This window comes from Exiguobacterium sp. s143 (assembly GCF_018618895.1).
GTDB lineage: Bacteria > Bacillota > Bacilli > Exiguobacteriales > Exiguobacteriaceae > Exiguobacterium_A > Exiguobacterium_A abrahamii.
Map to the genome: position 1 here is coordinate 274900 of NZ_JACSMX010000001.1, position 15261 is coordinate 290160.

Below are 15261 nucleotides of genomic sequence, written 5' to 3' on the forward strand. Positions count from 1 at the left end.
ATCTGTTTTTTCGTCAATCGAGTTGTTTCGTCGGGGCTAAGACGATTTCCCGGATGTTGACATGTTGCGGCTGCTCAAAGGCGAATAAGACAGTGTCCGCGACGACTTGCGGATCGAGTCCACCGTCAATCGACTGTTTCCATTCGTTATAGCCGTCCTTGATCGCATCACTTGTCGTATGACCGAGTAATTCCGTCTCGACGACACCTGGTGCGATCGTCATGACGCGGACACCGTGAGACGCGACTTCACCTCGGACGTTCTCACTCATCGCGTGGACGGCGAATTTCGTACCGACGTACGCGGCGTGGTCTGCGAACGTCTTTTTACCGGCAATCGAGCTGATGTTGATGATCGTGCCGGTCTTCCGTTTCACCATCGAGGGAAGGACAGCTTGCATTCCGTGTAAGACACCGAGCGCGTTGACATCAAACATCTCTTCCCATTCTTCCGCATCTTGTGTCTCGATTTGACCGAGTAACATCCGACCCGCATTATTGATTATGGCTTCGACCGGTCCGAACGCTTCCGTCGCGTCTGCTAAAGCAGCATCGAGGGCAGCTCGGTCGGTGGCTGCGACTTGGCGAATCAAGACATCGTCTGAAGCAAGGCTCGCCAGACGATCAATTCGTCGTCCGAGCAATAAGACGCGGTACCCTTTCTGAATGAACGTTCGCGCAATCGCATGCCCGATTCCTGACGTCGCACCTGTGATGGCAATGAATCCTGTTTTCATGATATCGTCTCCTTATTTGATATGATAAATTGAAGATAACAGAGGGAAACCAATCCGAGAAGTACGCACTTTTAGGTCAGTCGGTTACCTTTTGGTAAGGGAGGGAACGGTATGCCGTATCTAAATGAGTTCGATGCGACGATGCGTCAGATTCAAGGCAAGTGGAAAGTGATGATCTTGTACGAGCTGCATGAGGAAGGTGCGGTACGTTTTAATACACTGGAGCGTTATATCCAGGACGTCTCACCGAAGACGCTGACACAGCAACTGAAGCAACTCGAACAAGATGGCTTGATTACGCGGACCGTCTACCCGGAAATCCCACCTCGTGTTGAGTATGCGTTAAGCGCGAAAGGTACGTCCTTGATTCCCTTACTCGATGCGATCTGCGACTGGGGTCTTGCGACGACACCACGCAACCAATTGATGCGCACATTATGCGACGAGGAAGCCCCCGCTCCATGAGCAGGGGCTTTTCATTAGCGTTCGATTTGTTCGCGTACTTGACGGCGGAACGTCTGGATATCGTAGGCCGGTTCACTTGGACTGAACTCAATCCCGTCAATCAGACGAGCGTTTTGCACCGTATCCGGGAACTCGATCCGTGTCAGCCATTCAAGCGTCGTCTCTTCATGGCGTCTTGGGAAAGCTTGCTCGAGCTGAGAAGCAATCTTCAGAAGCGGATGATGACTATGCCGTTTTGGCGCATGCGCCCGTACTTGTTTGGAGTGCTTGACGGTTTGTTCTTTTTCGATTGCTATGACTTTTCGCTTCCGGATGACATAAAGCGTAACCGCAACTAAGATCACGGTCAGAAGCGTCGTTGCGATCCAAATCCAATCCGGTGTTCCTGCCTGGACGGCAGCTTGCTCCACGTCTTGAACACCTTTGATATTCTCTAGCCCCATTGCCCGGTTCGTCATCGTGTCCGCTTCCCGACCAAGTGGTTCCGTCCAAAGGAATAATGAACCGAATGCTTCAAATAGCGGACGAATCGCACTCGTGACGGATCCGACGAGCGCTTCTTTCGTGAGCCGGAAGACGACAGCGATGATCAGCCCCGCGCTAAGTACGAGAGCAATCGTCGGGAAGATACGCCGCCATTCTGTCATGTACGTGACGACGAATGGATACGCGACGACGAAGAGCAGAAGTAAAAAGGCGCCAATCGGTGGTGTCACTCCTGGGAACAATACCATCACGACGCCGATGACCATCGCACTCGTAGCGTATCGCCACGTCGAATCGACCGTATCAAGAAACGCGGTCCAGGCAACGAAGACGAGAGCTAAGACGCTAGCTATGGGAGAGAGGAAATATAATGATCCCGCTACGAGTAGCTGTAATCCGATGCGAAGCGAACGATGTGGCACGAAGGCAAGTGCCGGAAGAGCAAGCGCGAGATAGAACGGAACCGGTAACAGACTCGCAAGGAATATCCACCAGAGAATCATGCGCTTACTCCTTTCTGCCGGTGACCGAGATGGATCTCCGCCGTCGTCGACGGTACACTACGTTGCAATCGTTTCGTGAAGTACCGGCGTTCGAGCGGTAGATCGTATTCGGAAATCCGAGCAAGGCATTCCATCGTCCGTAGGAATTGATGTTTTCCCGTCCCAGACGGAACATGGTACCACTGCCCGGATCGGTTGACCATCGAAATCCAGAGGCTGTAGGAAGCCCCTTGTTTCTCGAGTTCACGGATGATCGTCGCGGCACGCGATAATAGTTTCTCGAAGTCCGAGCGGAGAGCGAGTCCGTCTGCGGACAAGCCATCGACGATGACGGCATAATCATGGTTACGTTTTCGGTCATATTGATACGAGTACAGTTCATTTGTCTTCGCATAAGCGGACCAGTAGATCGACTTCGCATCTCCGGAGTAGGGGACGACGGAGTGGAAACTCGAGCGATCGGTGAACGGACTCGAGCGATCAATCGTCTCACCGGGAATCATCCGTTCATTCCACTCGACCGACGCTGGTGCAAAGTCAGGGAAGACGTGCCCCAGCTCTTGGATATCAAGCGTCACATAAATTGTGATCAAATGAAACGGATCCGAGATCATGACGTCAAACGACTGAATGCGAATCGTTCCCCGGTGAGCGGCAATGACATCGATTGAAAACGGCACAATTGTCTGTTTGCTGACATATAAGTGTTGACGCCAAAATTGACTACTCGCATCAGGAAGCTTGATCTGATCCCCGAGCAAGCCAGAGATCGTGATGCGACCGAGTGGTAATTTCGTTGGGTTCGACAATTCGAACGGTATCTGGATCGTTTCCTCTCGAAAAGCGCGAACGGTCTCAAGGAGGCGGACGCGAATCCGCTTCGCAACGTATTCGAGATAATACGGCATCACCCAGCCATATAATGTATAGGCGAGTAATAAAGCCGCAATCCAGACAGGACCATAGAGTCCCACGATGACGCCACTTGCACCTGTCATCGTAAGAATGATGAGGTTAAAGCCTTTTGGTATGATCAATTGCATGATTACACCTCAGTTGGAACAGTGAGTGAATCGAGAACCTGCTCGACGAGACGTTCGTTCGATAGCTTCAGCGTCGCTTCGAGCGTCAAAACAAGACGGTGGGCAAGCAATGGCGTCGCCAAGTGCTTGACGTCCTCTGGTGTGACGTACGTCCGCTCCTGCATCCAGGCCCGTGCTTTTGCTGCTTTTAAGAGTGCGAGCGTCGCTCGTGGACTCGGTCCGATCTCAACGTCACGATGGGCGCGGAGTGCGTCACAGACATCGAGTAAGTAGTTTTCGACGCTATCTTCGATTGAGACGGCGACGACTTCCTCTTTCCAGTCATTGAGTTGTTCGAGCGGAATCTGTAGTTCGGCTGCTGTTAAGTGCGCCCCGCGTAATAATGCTTTTTCCGCTTGACGTGTCAGGGGAGCGAACGACAACTTGAACAAGAAACGGTCGAGTTGGGCATGCGGTAATGGGAATGTACCGTGTCCATCGAACGGATTTTGTGTCGCGATGACAAGAAAGTGTTGCGGTAACGTATAAGATGTATCCCCGATCGTCACTTGCCCTTCCGCCATTGCCTCGAGCAATGCTGACTGTGTCCGTGGAGTCGTCCGGTTGATTTCATCGACGAGTACGATGTTCGCGAACAGCGGACCAAACCGTTGTTCAAACGATCCTGTCAGCGGGTTGAACAGCTCCATCCCAAGTAGGTCGGTCGGTAACGTATCCGCTGTACATTGAACACGTGAGAACTTCGCTTCGAGTGTCTGCGCCAGTGCTTTTGCTAATGTCGTCTTACCGGTCCCCGGACGGTCTTCGAGCAACACATGACCTTCTGCGAGCAAGCCCATCAATAAATGATCAATCACATCGTCCTGACCAAGGACAGATTGTTTGAGTGATGTACGTAACGTTTGAAACATGGATGATTCCCCCTTTAAGATGCATCGTATTTCTAAAGTGTACGAAAATTCAGAAAAAACTGCTAGTGATTTTCCAGGAATCACGCATAAAGAAATACGTCTATCTTTTATACTACCAGTTTCATCCAAAAGTTTCGTAAAATATCAAAAAAATTGAAACAGGATTATGAAGTTACTTAGCGAATAGAAGGATATAGTCATTGGAATAGGGAGGATGGACAGATGAAACCACACACTACCGAATCGAACTCTACTCTAAACCAGCAACAGGATGTTGCTCACAGTCCTATTGACGAGTATCAACGGATTGTTGCCGGAGGACCTCCGAATCGTCGAGCCTTTGCCGCGATTCGTCGGCTCCCATTCGGATTACGTTTGCTGACGTATACGCTCGGTTCCTTATTCACAGCAGGCATCATCGCTGGTCTCGTCATCAGTCTAATCGGTTAAAAAAAACTCCCTCAGTGTTCCGAGAGAGTCCCATCATTCTTCAAAGAGATCATCCATCAAATCGGTGATCTCTTTTTTACGTGCGTTCGTCTCATCGCGTAAGATCCGAATCGAGCGCCCGGTCCAGTCGAGTCGGTCGCCAATCGTCGCCTGTCGCGGCAAACGACTTTTCGGTAATGTGATCGTCTCGCGGTCGTCCGTCTCGCAAATCGCTAGATCGTCTTCAAAATCAGCTAGGGTCAATCGCATCTGATGCACCTCCACGTCTTGTTATTCCGGTCGTAAGTCGGTCCGGTTCGATTCCTTGATGCCGTCACCGGTCGAGATATACTGAATCGTTCCACTTTGATCAGTCCGGTCAATCGTGATCCGTTCTGCTTTCAGTTCCTGTAAGACGGAGGGGCGTGGGTGACGATAGGCATTGTCCTGCCCGGCTGAGATCAAGGCACGCTTTGGATCAACGGCTTGTAGGAAGGGCAGGGAGGACGATGTGTCTGCTCCGTGATGCCCAAGCTTCAAAACATCGGCGCTAAGATCGGCATCCGACTCGAGCAATTGTCGTTCCGTCCGGATCGGAGCGTCACCCATGAAGAGGAACCGGTCCTGTCCATGTTCGACCCGCAGAACGGCACTCCAACTGTTGAGATCCTGCGTTCCGTCCGTCAGGGGCGCAAGGAACGTAAAGCGTGCGGCTTCACTCGGTATCTCAAGACCCGCCTTAACCGACTTGATCGTCACCCCTTCGCGTTTGACGGCTAGAAGGAAATCGCGATATGTCTCTGTCGTATGCGTGACACGCGGGGCATAGACGCTATCGACTGGAAAGGCATCGAGGACGGTATCGAGTCCACCGATATGATCGGCGTCCGGATGTGTCGCGATGACTGCTGTTAAGCGTTTGACACCCAATTCTTGCAGGTAGCGGACGACATCCTCGCCTTTGCCGTTATTCCCACCGTCAATCAAGATTGCGTCTTCCTTCGTCCGGATGAACGTGCTATCCCCTTGACCGACGTCAAAACCATAGACCTCCATTTGTCCCTCTGTTGGGGCAGGGGGCTCTTCGTCCCGTGTCGTGTAGAAGATGACGATCAGGCAGAGGGCTAAAAGAATCGTTGAGCCCCATTTCAACATGTCGGTTCCTCTTTCTCGAACAGATAGAGCATGCCGTTACGCGGATGACCGAACCGTGGTCCCCGGTAACCGCGCCGTTTCAAGGCAGCCCGCATCAGAATCATCATACCGCCGTGCCCGACGAGCAATACTCGTTCATCATCCTCGAACATCAATTGATTCAATAGGACCTCAATCCGTTCGTTCGCTTCCTTGATCTCCGCTTGAATCCGTTTGCTGAACGGGGCTGCCAGTCGACCGAGGACCGCCCAGCCAAGAAACGGTAACCGGAGATTCGAGCGGATTGTCGGAAACGGTACTTCCCGTAGTAGATCCGTCACGATGATCTCTTTATCGTAGACACTTTGTGCCGTCTGGACGGCACGCGGCATGCTACTGGCATAACAGACCGTCCAGTCGATCTGACCAAGCTCGACCGGTTGAATATCGATGTCTGACGTATCATACCGTTCAATCCATTTTTCAATATCGCTGGCGCTGATCCAGCCTTTCGTCGGGTATCCTTCCGTCACCCGGTGATGTCTCACTAATCCAATTTGTTTCATGCTTCGTGCGACGGTCAAGACCGTCTCCCTCACTTTCATTCATCGTTTAGAGTGCGGCGCGAATCGCCAGTCCACATAAAATCGCACCTAAGATACTGAGCAAGCTCCCGATGATGTAATATTCCGCAAAGCGGCGATCTTCAAACTGTTTAAAACGTGCCAGTGCTTTCAAAGCAATGATGAACCCGATGGCTCCGGTTGCGTTCGTGACGACGAGCAGGGTAATGATTGCCCGTTCGACGAGACCGATATAACGCCCGATTCCGTTTAATTCCGTCGTATAACTGCGCGCAGAATCTTCGACTTCATGTGTGACGGTCCGCGAAACGCCGTCTAATTGCTCCTTACGTGTCACTTTTCGCTCGAAATGCGCTTCGATCAAGCGCGGAGCAAATGGTGCGAGCATCAAAGCAATCCCGTGACCGAGTAACTCCGTCGTCACTAAACTAAAGCACAGAATCCACAAGACCTGCTCGGGTCGTGAGAACGACAACGACCAATCGACCGGGATGAATATCCATGTCAAAGCGATGATGGCAGCGATATGTAACGCTTGATCGATCCAGTACGCCGCCGCTTGCTTGACGCGACGTTTAAGCGGGGAGGCATCGAGTAGGGCGTGAAACACGAGAATACTTCCTCCAAGCCATCCGGCGATGTCGATGGTTAATCCCCCTCGGATGACGAAGAACGCAAGGACAAGTAGCATCAGAGCCGCATGAACGGCAAGATGTTGGAATAAGATGCGTTGGTGTCGGTGTTTCAGTAGCGCCATCCGTCTCGTCTGTAATGGGAAATCAGCAAGTAGATGGACAAGTATAAGGCTAAGTAAGACGGTCACCGAATCGCCTCCCAGACTTGGAATTGCTCCAGTGCCTGTGTCAAGGCAGCTTCAAGACGCTTCCGTTGCTTTCGCTGCGAGCGGGAAACGAGTTTTGCGACATTCGCGCGGGCATCCTGTTCCTTAAAGCCCATCTTCAGACCAATCTCTTCATACGTATCATCCGGATATTGGTCCATCAACCGGTGCAGTTCAATCTGACGGTCCGTTTTCCCGAAATACGCCGGATAAAGCATTTCGAGATAGCCATTCAGCAGGGCGGTCGGTAAGTAGGGCGGTCCAGCAAAGGCGATCCGTGACGGAAGCGTCTTCGCCAATTCCTGTGCTTCAAAAGCATGAATGATCGCACTGCCATTGGCTTCTTCGGCTTGGGTCGTTGAAATCGTCTCATATTGACCAAATCCGATCCCGATGTAACCTGGTAATTCTTGATTCAATAAGTGCAGCATGACCGGATAACTAACCGGATAATCCGCAAATACCGCCAGTAAGCTATCACCGGATTTGATTTGGAACGGGACGATACTCGTAGGAAATGCCGTATTCAGATCATTCGCGAGTTCTCGGAGCGCTTGAAGTAATGCTTCTTTGCTCGGATAATCGCGGGAGCCTTTGACATCAAACGACAAGGCAACAGCTTGCATGACGATTCCTCCTGTTCATTTGTTGCCACAATCATGGAAACATTTTATTTGTTACCGTTAAACAGGTAACATTCGCAGTGTTACTGTTATTAGAGTAACAAAGAATGAAGAAGAAGACCAACAGGACAATAGACCGATTTTTACACGACAGGGGGGATGGATGAATCTGACTAAAAGATCATTTTTTTATTCAAGTTAACATAACATATATTATCAATAGTTATAAGATTTTGTCTCATAATCAGGGTAAACTTAAGATAGTGAGACAAAACAAAAAACACGGAATCAACCGTGTTTTCGACAATCATACGGACGTGTCCGTTCCAATCGATGAATCAAACGATCCAGGAATATATGATGGCGGCGTTCAAGTTGCGTGATCCGATCAAGTGGCAACCACGCGAAATCAAAGAAATCACCGCAATCCTGACCGTCACCAGCCACACAATGCGTCCAGCGGTTCTCTTGGCATTCGATGTGCGCATGGTAGAAATACGTATAATGCACCCGCATTCGCTCCGGATAGCGCATCTCTTCTTCGCCGATGTACTGGACGGATGCTAACGAGAGACCACTTTCCTCAAGCGTCTCACGGACAGCCGCTTCTTTTGCGATTTCAGCATCTTCGATCGTACCTGCGGGGATCTGCCAATCACTCTCAGGAGCCGATTGTGGATGAAAAACAAGTAGTTCCCATCCGTTAGGTTTTTCCCGAGTGATATAGATTGCTACTTTTTCGCGACGTCTGAATTTCATCTTCATCACCTCTCCAAGGTCGGCAGATTGCACAACAAGCAGCTAAAGGGACGGTCCCGTAGCTGCTTGATCAATTGACGCTATAAGCAAAGCTGCGGAGACGCGTGACCCGACGCTTGTTCGTGACGAATCGTGACCTGACTATTTCTTCTATTGTAGCCGTTATTGGTCAGTGTTTCAATTTGTAAACGATATTTATAGCGATAAATCTCAAAATTCCGAGCATTCGTCTCAAAATTCCCCTCTCCTGCCCCGCTAGATCTAAAAAAGCTCCCCCGTTATCCGGAGGAGCCTCGTCTTATCGTGTATACCAGTCGAGCAAGGGACCGAATTTCTCTTCATCGTAGGCAAATGAACCGTTCGATAAGCGGTCGAGGAACGATAACGAACCGATTTGGATCGTTTTCTCCTGCTCTTTTCCGCTGAGGACCAATTCTTTCGCTTGTGTGACGTCGATCAATGCTGCGACTTGGTGTGGTTTCGATTTCAAATCACGGAGCAACTGTAAGCCACGGAGCGCACGGCTCGAGACTTGGAACTGATCCGCGAGGCGCATCTTCTTCAAGGCACCCCGTTGCGTCAAGAGGACGATCTGTGGTGCTTCCTTGAAGCCAATTGCACCCGCGACAACATCTTGATCCTTCAGGTTGATCGCTTTAACACCGGCAGCCCGGACACCAACGACAGGAACGTCGTCTTCCGTGAACCAGAGACCGAAACCGTTCTGTGTTGCAAGGAACAGCTCCGTTTGACCCGTTGAGACCTGAGCATACAAGACTTCATCGTCTGCCTTCAAACGAACACCTTGAAGTGGTTTTGACTTCCGCTGGGCGTTGTAGTCACTCAGTTTCGAGCGTTTGACCATCCCTTGACGAGTCACGAACAAGCAATGCTGTGCTTCGTCGAACGAACGAACGAGATCCGCTGAGAGAACCCGGTCACCCGGTTCGAGTGGAACGAGGTTCGCGACGTGTTGACCGCCATCTTTCCACTTCGTATCCGGCAATTGATGGACCGGAATCAGCAAGTAATTCCCGCGAACGGTCCAGACGATCAAGTGATCCGTCGTCATCGCTTGCCCTTGGAGCAACGGACGATCCTGTTCCTTCAAATCCGGTAAGTCGTTCGAAGCACCGAATGAACGGAGCGACGAGCGTTTGACGTACCCGTTTTTCGACAGGAAGACCATCGTTTCTTCGACAGCGATCATGACTTCTGTCTTCAGCTTCAGTTCTTCAACTTCTGCTTCGATCGTCGAGCGACGTTTGTCCGCGACTTGTTCCTTCAAGACTGTCAATTCCTTGATGATGAGACGATTCCGTGTCTTTTCATCGTTAAGGATCTTCTCAAGACGAGCGATTTCCTTCTCGAGTTTCGCTGCTTCTTCCTGCAACTCGACGATATCGGTATTCGTTAACCGGTAAAGTTGGAGCATGACGACGGCTTCCGCTTGGCGATCCGTAAAGTTGAAGCGCGTGATCAGCTTCTCCTTCGCGTCTGCTTTGTTCGACGCAGAACGGATCAAGGCAAGTGTCTCATCGAGGACAGAGATTGCTGTCATCAAGGCAGAAACGACTTCCTGACGGCGTTTCGCTTGTTCGAGATCAAACGCTGTCCGGCGGATGACGACTTCCTTGACGTGTGCAAGATACGCATCAAGTAGTGTCAAGACGCCCATTTGCCGCGGTGTCCGTTCATGGATCGCGACCATGTTGTAGTTATAGGCAATTTGTAAGTCAGTCTGTTTGAGGTAGAAGTGTAAGACACCTTCTGCGTCCGCTTCCTTCTTCAACTCGATGACGACCCGTAAACCGTCGCGGTCGGTCTCATCACGGACTTCAGCGACACCTTCGACCTTTTTATCAAGACGGAGTTCTTCCATCCGTTTGACGAGATTCGCTTTATTGACCTCATACGGGAGCTCCGTGATGACGATTTGCTGACGACCACCCCGCAGTGTCTCAATCGTTGAGCGCGAGCGGATGATGACTTTCCCGCGTCCTGTCTCGAACGCCTTCTTGATGCCGTCAAGCCCTTGGACAACACCACCAGTCGGGAAATCAGGACCTTGCATGTGCGTCAACAAGTCATCGACGTTCTGGACCGTCCCTGAGATCCGACCAATCGCAGCATCGAGGACTTCTCCCGCGTGGTGCGGTGGAATCTCGGTTGCATAACCAGCAGAAATCCCCGTCGAACCGTTCATCAGCAAGTTCGGTAGGAGTGACGGTAAGACGAGCGGTTCTTCCGTCGTATCATCGAAGTTGAGCGTGTAATCGACGGTCTGTTTGTTGATCCCGTCGAGAATCAGACTCGAAACTTTTGATAAACGGGCTTCCGTATACCGCATCGCTGCCGCGCTATCGCCGTCGATTGATCCATTATTCCCTTGCATATCGATCAACGGGTAACGCAGTTTCCACTCTTGGCTCAAGCGGACCATTGCTTCATAGACCGATGAATCACCGTGCGGGTGGTAGTTACCGATGACGACACCGACCGTCTTCGCCGATTTCCGGTAAGCACGGTCAAACAGGTTGCCTTCCGTATGCATCGCATACAAGATACGGCGTTGAACCGGTTTCAGACCATCCCGGGCATCCGGTAAGGCACGATCTTGGATGATATATTTCGAATAACGACCAAACCGGTCGCCGACGACTTGCTCGAGCGACAGGTTCAGGATGTTTTGTAGATTAGACATGTTCGTTCACACTCTCTTTCGTCACGTGCTCATTCTCGATGATCGAGAGGTCTTCCGCGAGACCGAAGGCGACATTGTCCTCGATCCACGTCCGGCGGTGACCAACGTTATCGCCCATTAAGACCGAGACACGTTTTTCCGCAACAGCAGCATCGTCGATCGTGACCCGAATCAATGTCCGTGTCTCGGGATCCATCGTTGTTTCCCAGAGCTGTGGTGCATTCATCTCCCCAAGTCCTTTGTAACGCTGGATCATATAACCTTTACCGAATTTCTTCGTCGTTTTCTTGAGTGTCTCTTCGTCCCAGACGTATTCAAATTTCTCCGATTTGCCTTTTCCTTTTGAGACACGATAGAGCGGTGGTAAGGCAACGAAAACCTTCCCAGCGTCGATCAACGGACGCATGTAGCGGAAGAAGAACGTCAATAGCAAGACTTGGATATGCGCGCCATCGGTATCGGCATCCGTCATGATGATGACTTTGTCGAAATTACAATCCGACAAGTCAAAATCGGCTCCGACACCGCCACCAATCGCATGAATGATCGTATTGATCTCTTCATTTTTCATGATGTCAGCGAGTTTCGCTTTTTCCGTGTTCAAGACCTTACCACGGAGTGGAAGAATCGCTTGGAACGTCCGGTTTCGTCCTTGTTTCGCAGAACCACCGGCAGAATCACCCTCGACGAGGAACAATTCATTCTTGTCTGCGTTTTTCGAAGCAGCAGGTGTCAGTTTTCCGTTCAAGATGCTCGAACGTTTCTTTTTTTTCCCATTTCGTGCTTCTTCGCGGGCTTTCCGCGCTGCTTCACGAGCTTGCGCTGCGCGGATCGCTTTTTTGATCAACAGCGTCGCCGTTTGCGGGTTCTCTTCCAAGTACGTCGAGAGACGACGACTGATGACAGCGTCACAGCTCGTCCGCGCTTCCGGTGAACCGAGTTTCGACTTCGTTTGTCCTTCGAACTGAAGGAACTCTTCCGGAATTCGGATCGAGACGATCATCGTCAACCCTTCGCGGATATCATTTCCGTCAAGGTTCTTATCCTTTTCCTTCAAGAGCGTGTTTTTTCGGGCATATTCATTCATGACCCGTGTCATTGCCGTTTTTGCACCGACTTCGTGTGTTCCACCGTCGCGTGTCCGGACGTTATTGACGAACGACAGGACGTTTTCCGAGTACGCATCCGTGAACTGGAAGGCGATATCGACTTCGATCTCGTTTTCCGTACCTTCGAACGCAACCGTCGGATGCAGTGTGTCTTTATCATCGTTCAAGTACTGGACGAATTCGCTGACACCGTCTTGGTACTGGAAGATGTCCTGTTTATCGGACCGTTCGTCCGTCAGCGTAATCTTCAGACCTTTCAGCAAGAAAGCGGATTCGCGTAAGCGTTCCGCGAGCGTATCGTAGTTGTATGTCAACGTACTGAAGATCGAGCCATCTGGTTTAAAGTAAACGCTCGTTCCTTTTTGACGCGTCGTACCCGTTTCAAGCAACGTCGTCTTCGGAATCCCACCGTTTTCAAACGTTTGCTCATATTGTTTCCCGTCACGGAAGATCGTTACTTTCAAATCCGTTGATAAGGCGTTAACGACCGACGCCCCGACGCCGTGTAAGCCACCGGACGTCTTATAGCCACCTTGACCGAACTTACCGCCAGCGTGAAGGACCGTGAAGATGACTTCAGCAGTCGGCTTTCCCGATGCATGCATCCCCGTTGGCATTCCACGTCCATGGTCACGGACGGTGATTGCATTATCTTTATGAATCGTGACGTCAATTTGTTCCCCGAATCCTGCAAGTGCCTCATCGATTGCGTTATCGACGATCTCGTAGACGAGATGGTGAAGTCCACGGTGATCGGTTGAACCGATATACATACCTGGGCGCTTTCGGACTGCTTCGAGTCCTTCGAGCACCTGTATGGCATCATCATTGTAGTTATTTAAGTCTGTCGCCATTCATTTCACCTCAAAATTCGAAATTACGACGTCGTTTTTACAAACGTTCGTTCGTTATTTCGAGTAGTCTGTCTCTAATTGTAGGCATCTTCTTGCTTCCTGACAAGCATAACCTGTAAAGCGCATGAAAAAAGACACCTTCACGAACGGGTGAAGATGCCTGAAATCGTGCGATGACTCACAGATATTGATGCTCGATTTTGATGCAACGATTCTCAATATATGGAATACCAGCACCAAGTGCGAGACTTTCTGCTTCGACACTCGAGAGACCAAGCTGATTCCAAATCATCCCGACGTCACCGTGAGCAACAGCATCTTTGGCGACATCCGCTAAAAACTCAGACCGACGGAAGACGTCGACGATATCGATGTGTCCTGGAATGCTTGCGACGCTCGGATAGACTTTTTGACCGTTCCACTCGTTTAACGTCGGATTGACTGGAATGACTTCGTATCCATGTTGGACTAAGTAGTCCGCAATCCAGTTCGCGGTCTTTCCGGAATCACTCGAGACACCGACGACGGCAATGCGTTTGGCATCCTTCAAATACTGACGTGCTTGTTGATCGGTAATCATCTAGAACTCCCCCTTATGAAAATAACTCTTACCTAACACTCTATACCCGAACCAAGATGAAGTATGCGAAATCGAGCACGTTTTCGACGTTTTTCAGAAATCGTCTTGAAATCAAATGAGTCGACCAATGACCCGTCGAACGACTTCTCGATGCAACTGAGAGCGAAATTGAATATTCATTCTTTTTTGATGATTTAGGTGACATAATACTATTATTGTTATTAAAGAGAATGTTGTAGCTCAAAAACCATAAAAATAGGCTAAATTCTCACGTGCATCGAGTTGATCAACGACCCGTCTGATGCGTTGTCGATGCAACTGAGGGCTCCCTGTCTGACAATTTAACGTTGCGTGAAATAACTATTTCACGCAAACAAGTGTCTGACGTACCAACGTTTGGTATACTACTACTAGAGGGGTGATTGTCGGATGAGTTTATTTAAAAACCTAGGAAAAACGATACATAAAACGACCGTTTCGGCTACAGCACCAGCGATTCCTGGTTATGAGCGGATGCCACGCTTCATTCAGTCCTATTTGGATCAGTTAGCAGCAAAACATTTCTCATTAGCAACGATGCGTCGCTACGTCTATGACTACGAAGCGTTCTTTCAATTCGTCACTGCGGCGTCCGGTGAAGAAGTAACGGCGCGCAAGATTCCACTTGAAGCGTTCGTCGAGATCGATGCAGCAGGAATCGAAGCCTATGCCGAATACCTTGCCTTAACGAAACAAAATGCACCAAGCGTGATCAACCGAAAGCTATCGGCGTTACAGTCGTTGTTCCGTTATTTGGTCGATACAGGTCAGCTATCAGAAAACCCGGTCGCAAAAGTCAACCGACCAAAACAAGCGAAACGGGAACCGGTCTACCTGACGAAACGCGAGTGGGACGAATTGATTCAGTTGTTACCGTCGAACGTCGAGATGAATGCCCGGGAAGCGTCGCATTATGAACGTGATCGCGTCCGCGACGTGACGTTATTCCAACTACTCGGCTATAGCGGGATGCGTCTCAGTGAGATGACCCAACTCGTCTGGAATGATGTCGATTTCCATGAAAACACGCTCCGTGTCATCGGAAAAGGCAATAAAGAGCGGCTGATTCCACTCGCGAAACCAGCCCGGATCGCCTTACGCAAATACGCGATTCATTATCAGATGCCAACGAGTGGCGCCGTGCCTGTCTTCCAAAAACACGGGAAACCACTCAGTCCACGGGCAGTCCAGCATATTTTGCAGCGGCACACCGAACGATTAAAACCGGTCCTCCCCTTTTTAGAGCGCAAAAAAATTACACCGCATAAATTGCGGCATACGTTTGCGACACGTCTTGCGACCGGTGGGGTCGATGTCCTGACGATCCAGCAGTTACTTGGTCATGAATCCGTCGCGACGACACAAGTCTATGCCCATATCGGCGATTCGGAGAAAAAACGCGCCGTCGATTTATTCGATGGTGAACGATAATCACATTATGTTAACTAAAGGAGAAATGTC

At 50.3% G+C, this 15261-nt stretch carries 16 protein-coding genes; 3 read left to right on the forward strand and 13 right to left on the reverse strand.

Annotation, left to right across the window (positions count from 1 at the left end):
* Nucleotides 1-13: 13 nt before the first annotated feature.
* A complete protein-coding gene (locus tag KNQ03_RS01595; protein WP_050677944.1) occupies nt 14-736 on the reverse strand; it encodes an SDR family oxidoreductase in 723 nt (240 codons plus the stop codon).
* Between the two features lie 111 nt (nt 737-847).
* Here KNQ03_RS01595 and KNQ03_RS01600 point away from each other — a divergent pair, with 111 nt between their 5' ends.
* The gene (locus KNQ03_RS01600; RefSeq protein ID WP_069940701.1) at nt 848-1201 is read left to right on the forward strand and encodes a winged helix-turn-helix transcriptional regulator; all 354 of its coding nucleotides are present in this window, start codon (nt 848-850) and stop codon (nt 1199-1201) included.
* 14 nt (nt 1202-1215) lie between these two features.
* Here KNQ03_RS01600 and KNQ03_RS01605 read toward each other — a convergent pair whose 3' ends face one another.
* From KNQ03_RS01605 to KNQ03_RS01615, 3 genes are read right to left on the reverse strand one after another with little or no spacing between them, the layout of a single operon-like run.
* Nucleotides 1216-2190 carry a hypothetical protein gene (locus KNQ03_RS01605; protein WP_214723211.1) on the reverse strand — a complete coding sequence of 325 codons (975 nt, stop codon included), beginning with the start codon at nt 2188-2190 and terminating at the stop codon, nt 1216-1218.
* Nucleotides 2187-3233: a DUF58 domain-containing protein gene (locus KNQ03_RS01610; RefSeq protein WP_214723213.1), complete on the reverse strand. Its 1047-nt coding sequence runs from the start codon at nt 3231-3233 to the stop codon at nt 2187-2189. The genes KNQ03_RS01605 and KNQ03_RS01610 overlap by 4 nt, the downstream gene beginning before the upstream one ends.
* 2 nt (nt 3234-3235) lie before the next feature.
* Entirely contained in the window at nt 3236-4144 is a 909-nt protein-coding gene (locus tag KNQ03_RS01615) for an AAA family ATPase (RefSeq protein WP_058265957.1), read from the reverse strand.
* A gap of 222 nt (nt 4145-4366) precedes the next feature.
* Between KNQ03_RS01615 and KNQ03_RS01620 the strand changes: the two genes are divergently transcribed.
* The gene (locus tag KNQ03_RS01620) at nt 4367-4594 is read left to right on the forward strand and encodes a hypothetical protein (RefSeq protein WP_214723215.1); all 228 of its coding nucleotides are present in this window, start codon (nt 4367-4369) and stop codon (nt 4592-4594) included.
* A gap of 33 nt (nt 4595-4627) precedes the next feature.
* On the opposite strand, the gene KNQ03_RS01625 is transcribed toward KNQ03_RS01620, so the two are convergent.
* From KNQ03_RS01625 to KNQ03_RS01665, 9 genes are all read right to left on the reverse strand, one after another.
* Nucleotides 4628-4843 carry a DUF3006 domain-containing protein gene (locus tag KNQ03_RS01625; RefSeq protein ID WP_050677950.1) on the reverse strand — a complete coding sequence of 72 codons (216 nt, stop codon included), beginning with the start codon at nt 4841-4843 and terminating at the stop codon, nt 4628-4630.
* Nucleotides 4844-4864: 21 nt separating this feature from the next.
* On the reverse strand, nt 4865-5725 hold the full coding sequence (locus KNQ03_RS01630) for a ComEC/Rec2 family competence protein (RefSeq protein ID WP_214724280.1): 861 nt from the start codon (nt 5723-5725) through the stop codon (nt 4865-4867).
* The gene (locus tag KNQ03_RS01635; RefSeq protein WP_029341723.1) at nt 5722-6273 is read right to left on the reverse strand and encodes a histidine phosphatase family protein; all 552 of its coding nucleotides are present in this window, start codon (nt 6271-6273) and stop codon (nt 5722-5724) included. Before KNQ03_RS01635 ends, KNQ03_RS01630 begins: the two co-directional genes overlap by 4 nt.
* A gap of 46 nt (nt 6274-6319) precedes the next feature.
* Nucleotides 6320-7114, reverse strand: a complete 795-nt coding sequence (locus KNQ03_RS01640) for a DUF3307 domain-containing protein (protein ID WP_214723217.1) — start codon at nt 7112-7114, stop codon at nt 6320-6322.
* Nucleotides 7111-7758 carry a hypothetical protein gene (locus tag KNQ03_RS01645; protein ID WP_214723219.1) on the reverse strand — a complete coding sequence of 216 codons (648 nt, stop codon included), beginning with the start codon at nt 7756-7758 and terminating at the stop codon, nt 7111-7113. The genes KNQ03_RS01640 and KNQ03_RS01645 overlap by 4 nt, the downstream gene beginning before the upstream one ends.
* 285 nt (nt 7759-8043) lie before the next feature.
* The gene (locus tag KNQ03_RS01650; protein WP_231681758.1) at nt 8044-8514 is read right to left on the reverse strand and encodes an NUDIX domain-containing protein; all 471 of its coding nucleotides are present in this window, start codon (nt 8512-8514) and stop codon (nt 8044-8046) included.
* A gap of 298 nt (nt 8515-8812) precedes the next feature.
* Nucleotides 8813-11218 (reverse strand): DNA topoisomerase IV subunit A, encoded by a 2406-nt coding sequence (gene parC / locus KNQ03_RS01655; protein ID WP_064299873.1) that lies wholly within the window; start codon nt 11216-11218, stop codon nt 8813-8815.
* On the reverse strand, nt 11211-13181 hold the full coding sequence (gene parE / locus KNQ03_RS01660) for a DNA topoisomerase IV subunit B (protein WP_035407952.1): 1971 nt from the start codon (nt 13179-13181) through the stop codon (nt 11211-11213). The genes parC and parE overlap by 8 nt, the downstream gene beginning before the upstream one ends.
* Nucleotides 13182-13359: 178 nt before the next feature.
* Nucleotides 13360-13761, reverse strand: coding sequence for a CoA-binding protein (locus KNQ03_RS01665; RefSeq protein ID WP_023468336.1), 402 nt, complete (start codon nt 13759-13761; stop codon nt 13360-13362).
* A gap of 429 nt (nt 13762-14190) precedes the next feature.
* Here KNQ03_RS01665 and KNQ03_RS01670 point away from each other — a divergent pair, with 429 nt between their 5' ends.
* The gene (locus tag KNQ03_RS01670; protein WP_214723221.1) at nt 14191-15231 is read left to right on the forward strand and encodes a tyrosine-type recombinase/integrase; all 1041 of its coding nucleotides are present in this window, start codon (nt 14191-14193) and stop codon (nt 15229-15231) included.
* Nucleotides 15232-15261: the final 30 nt, after the last annotated feature.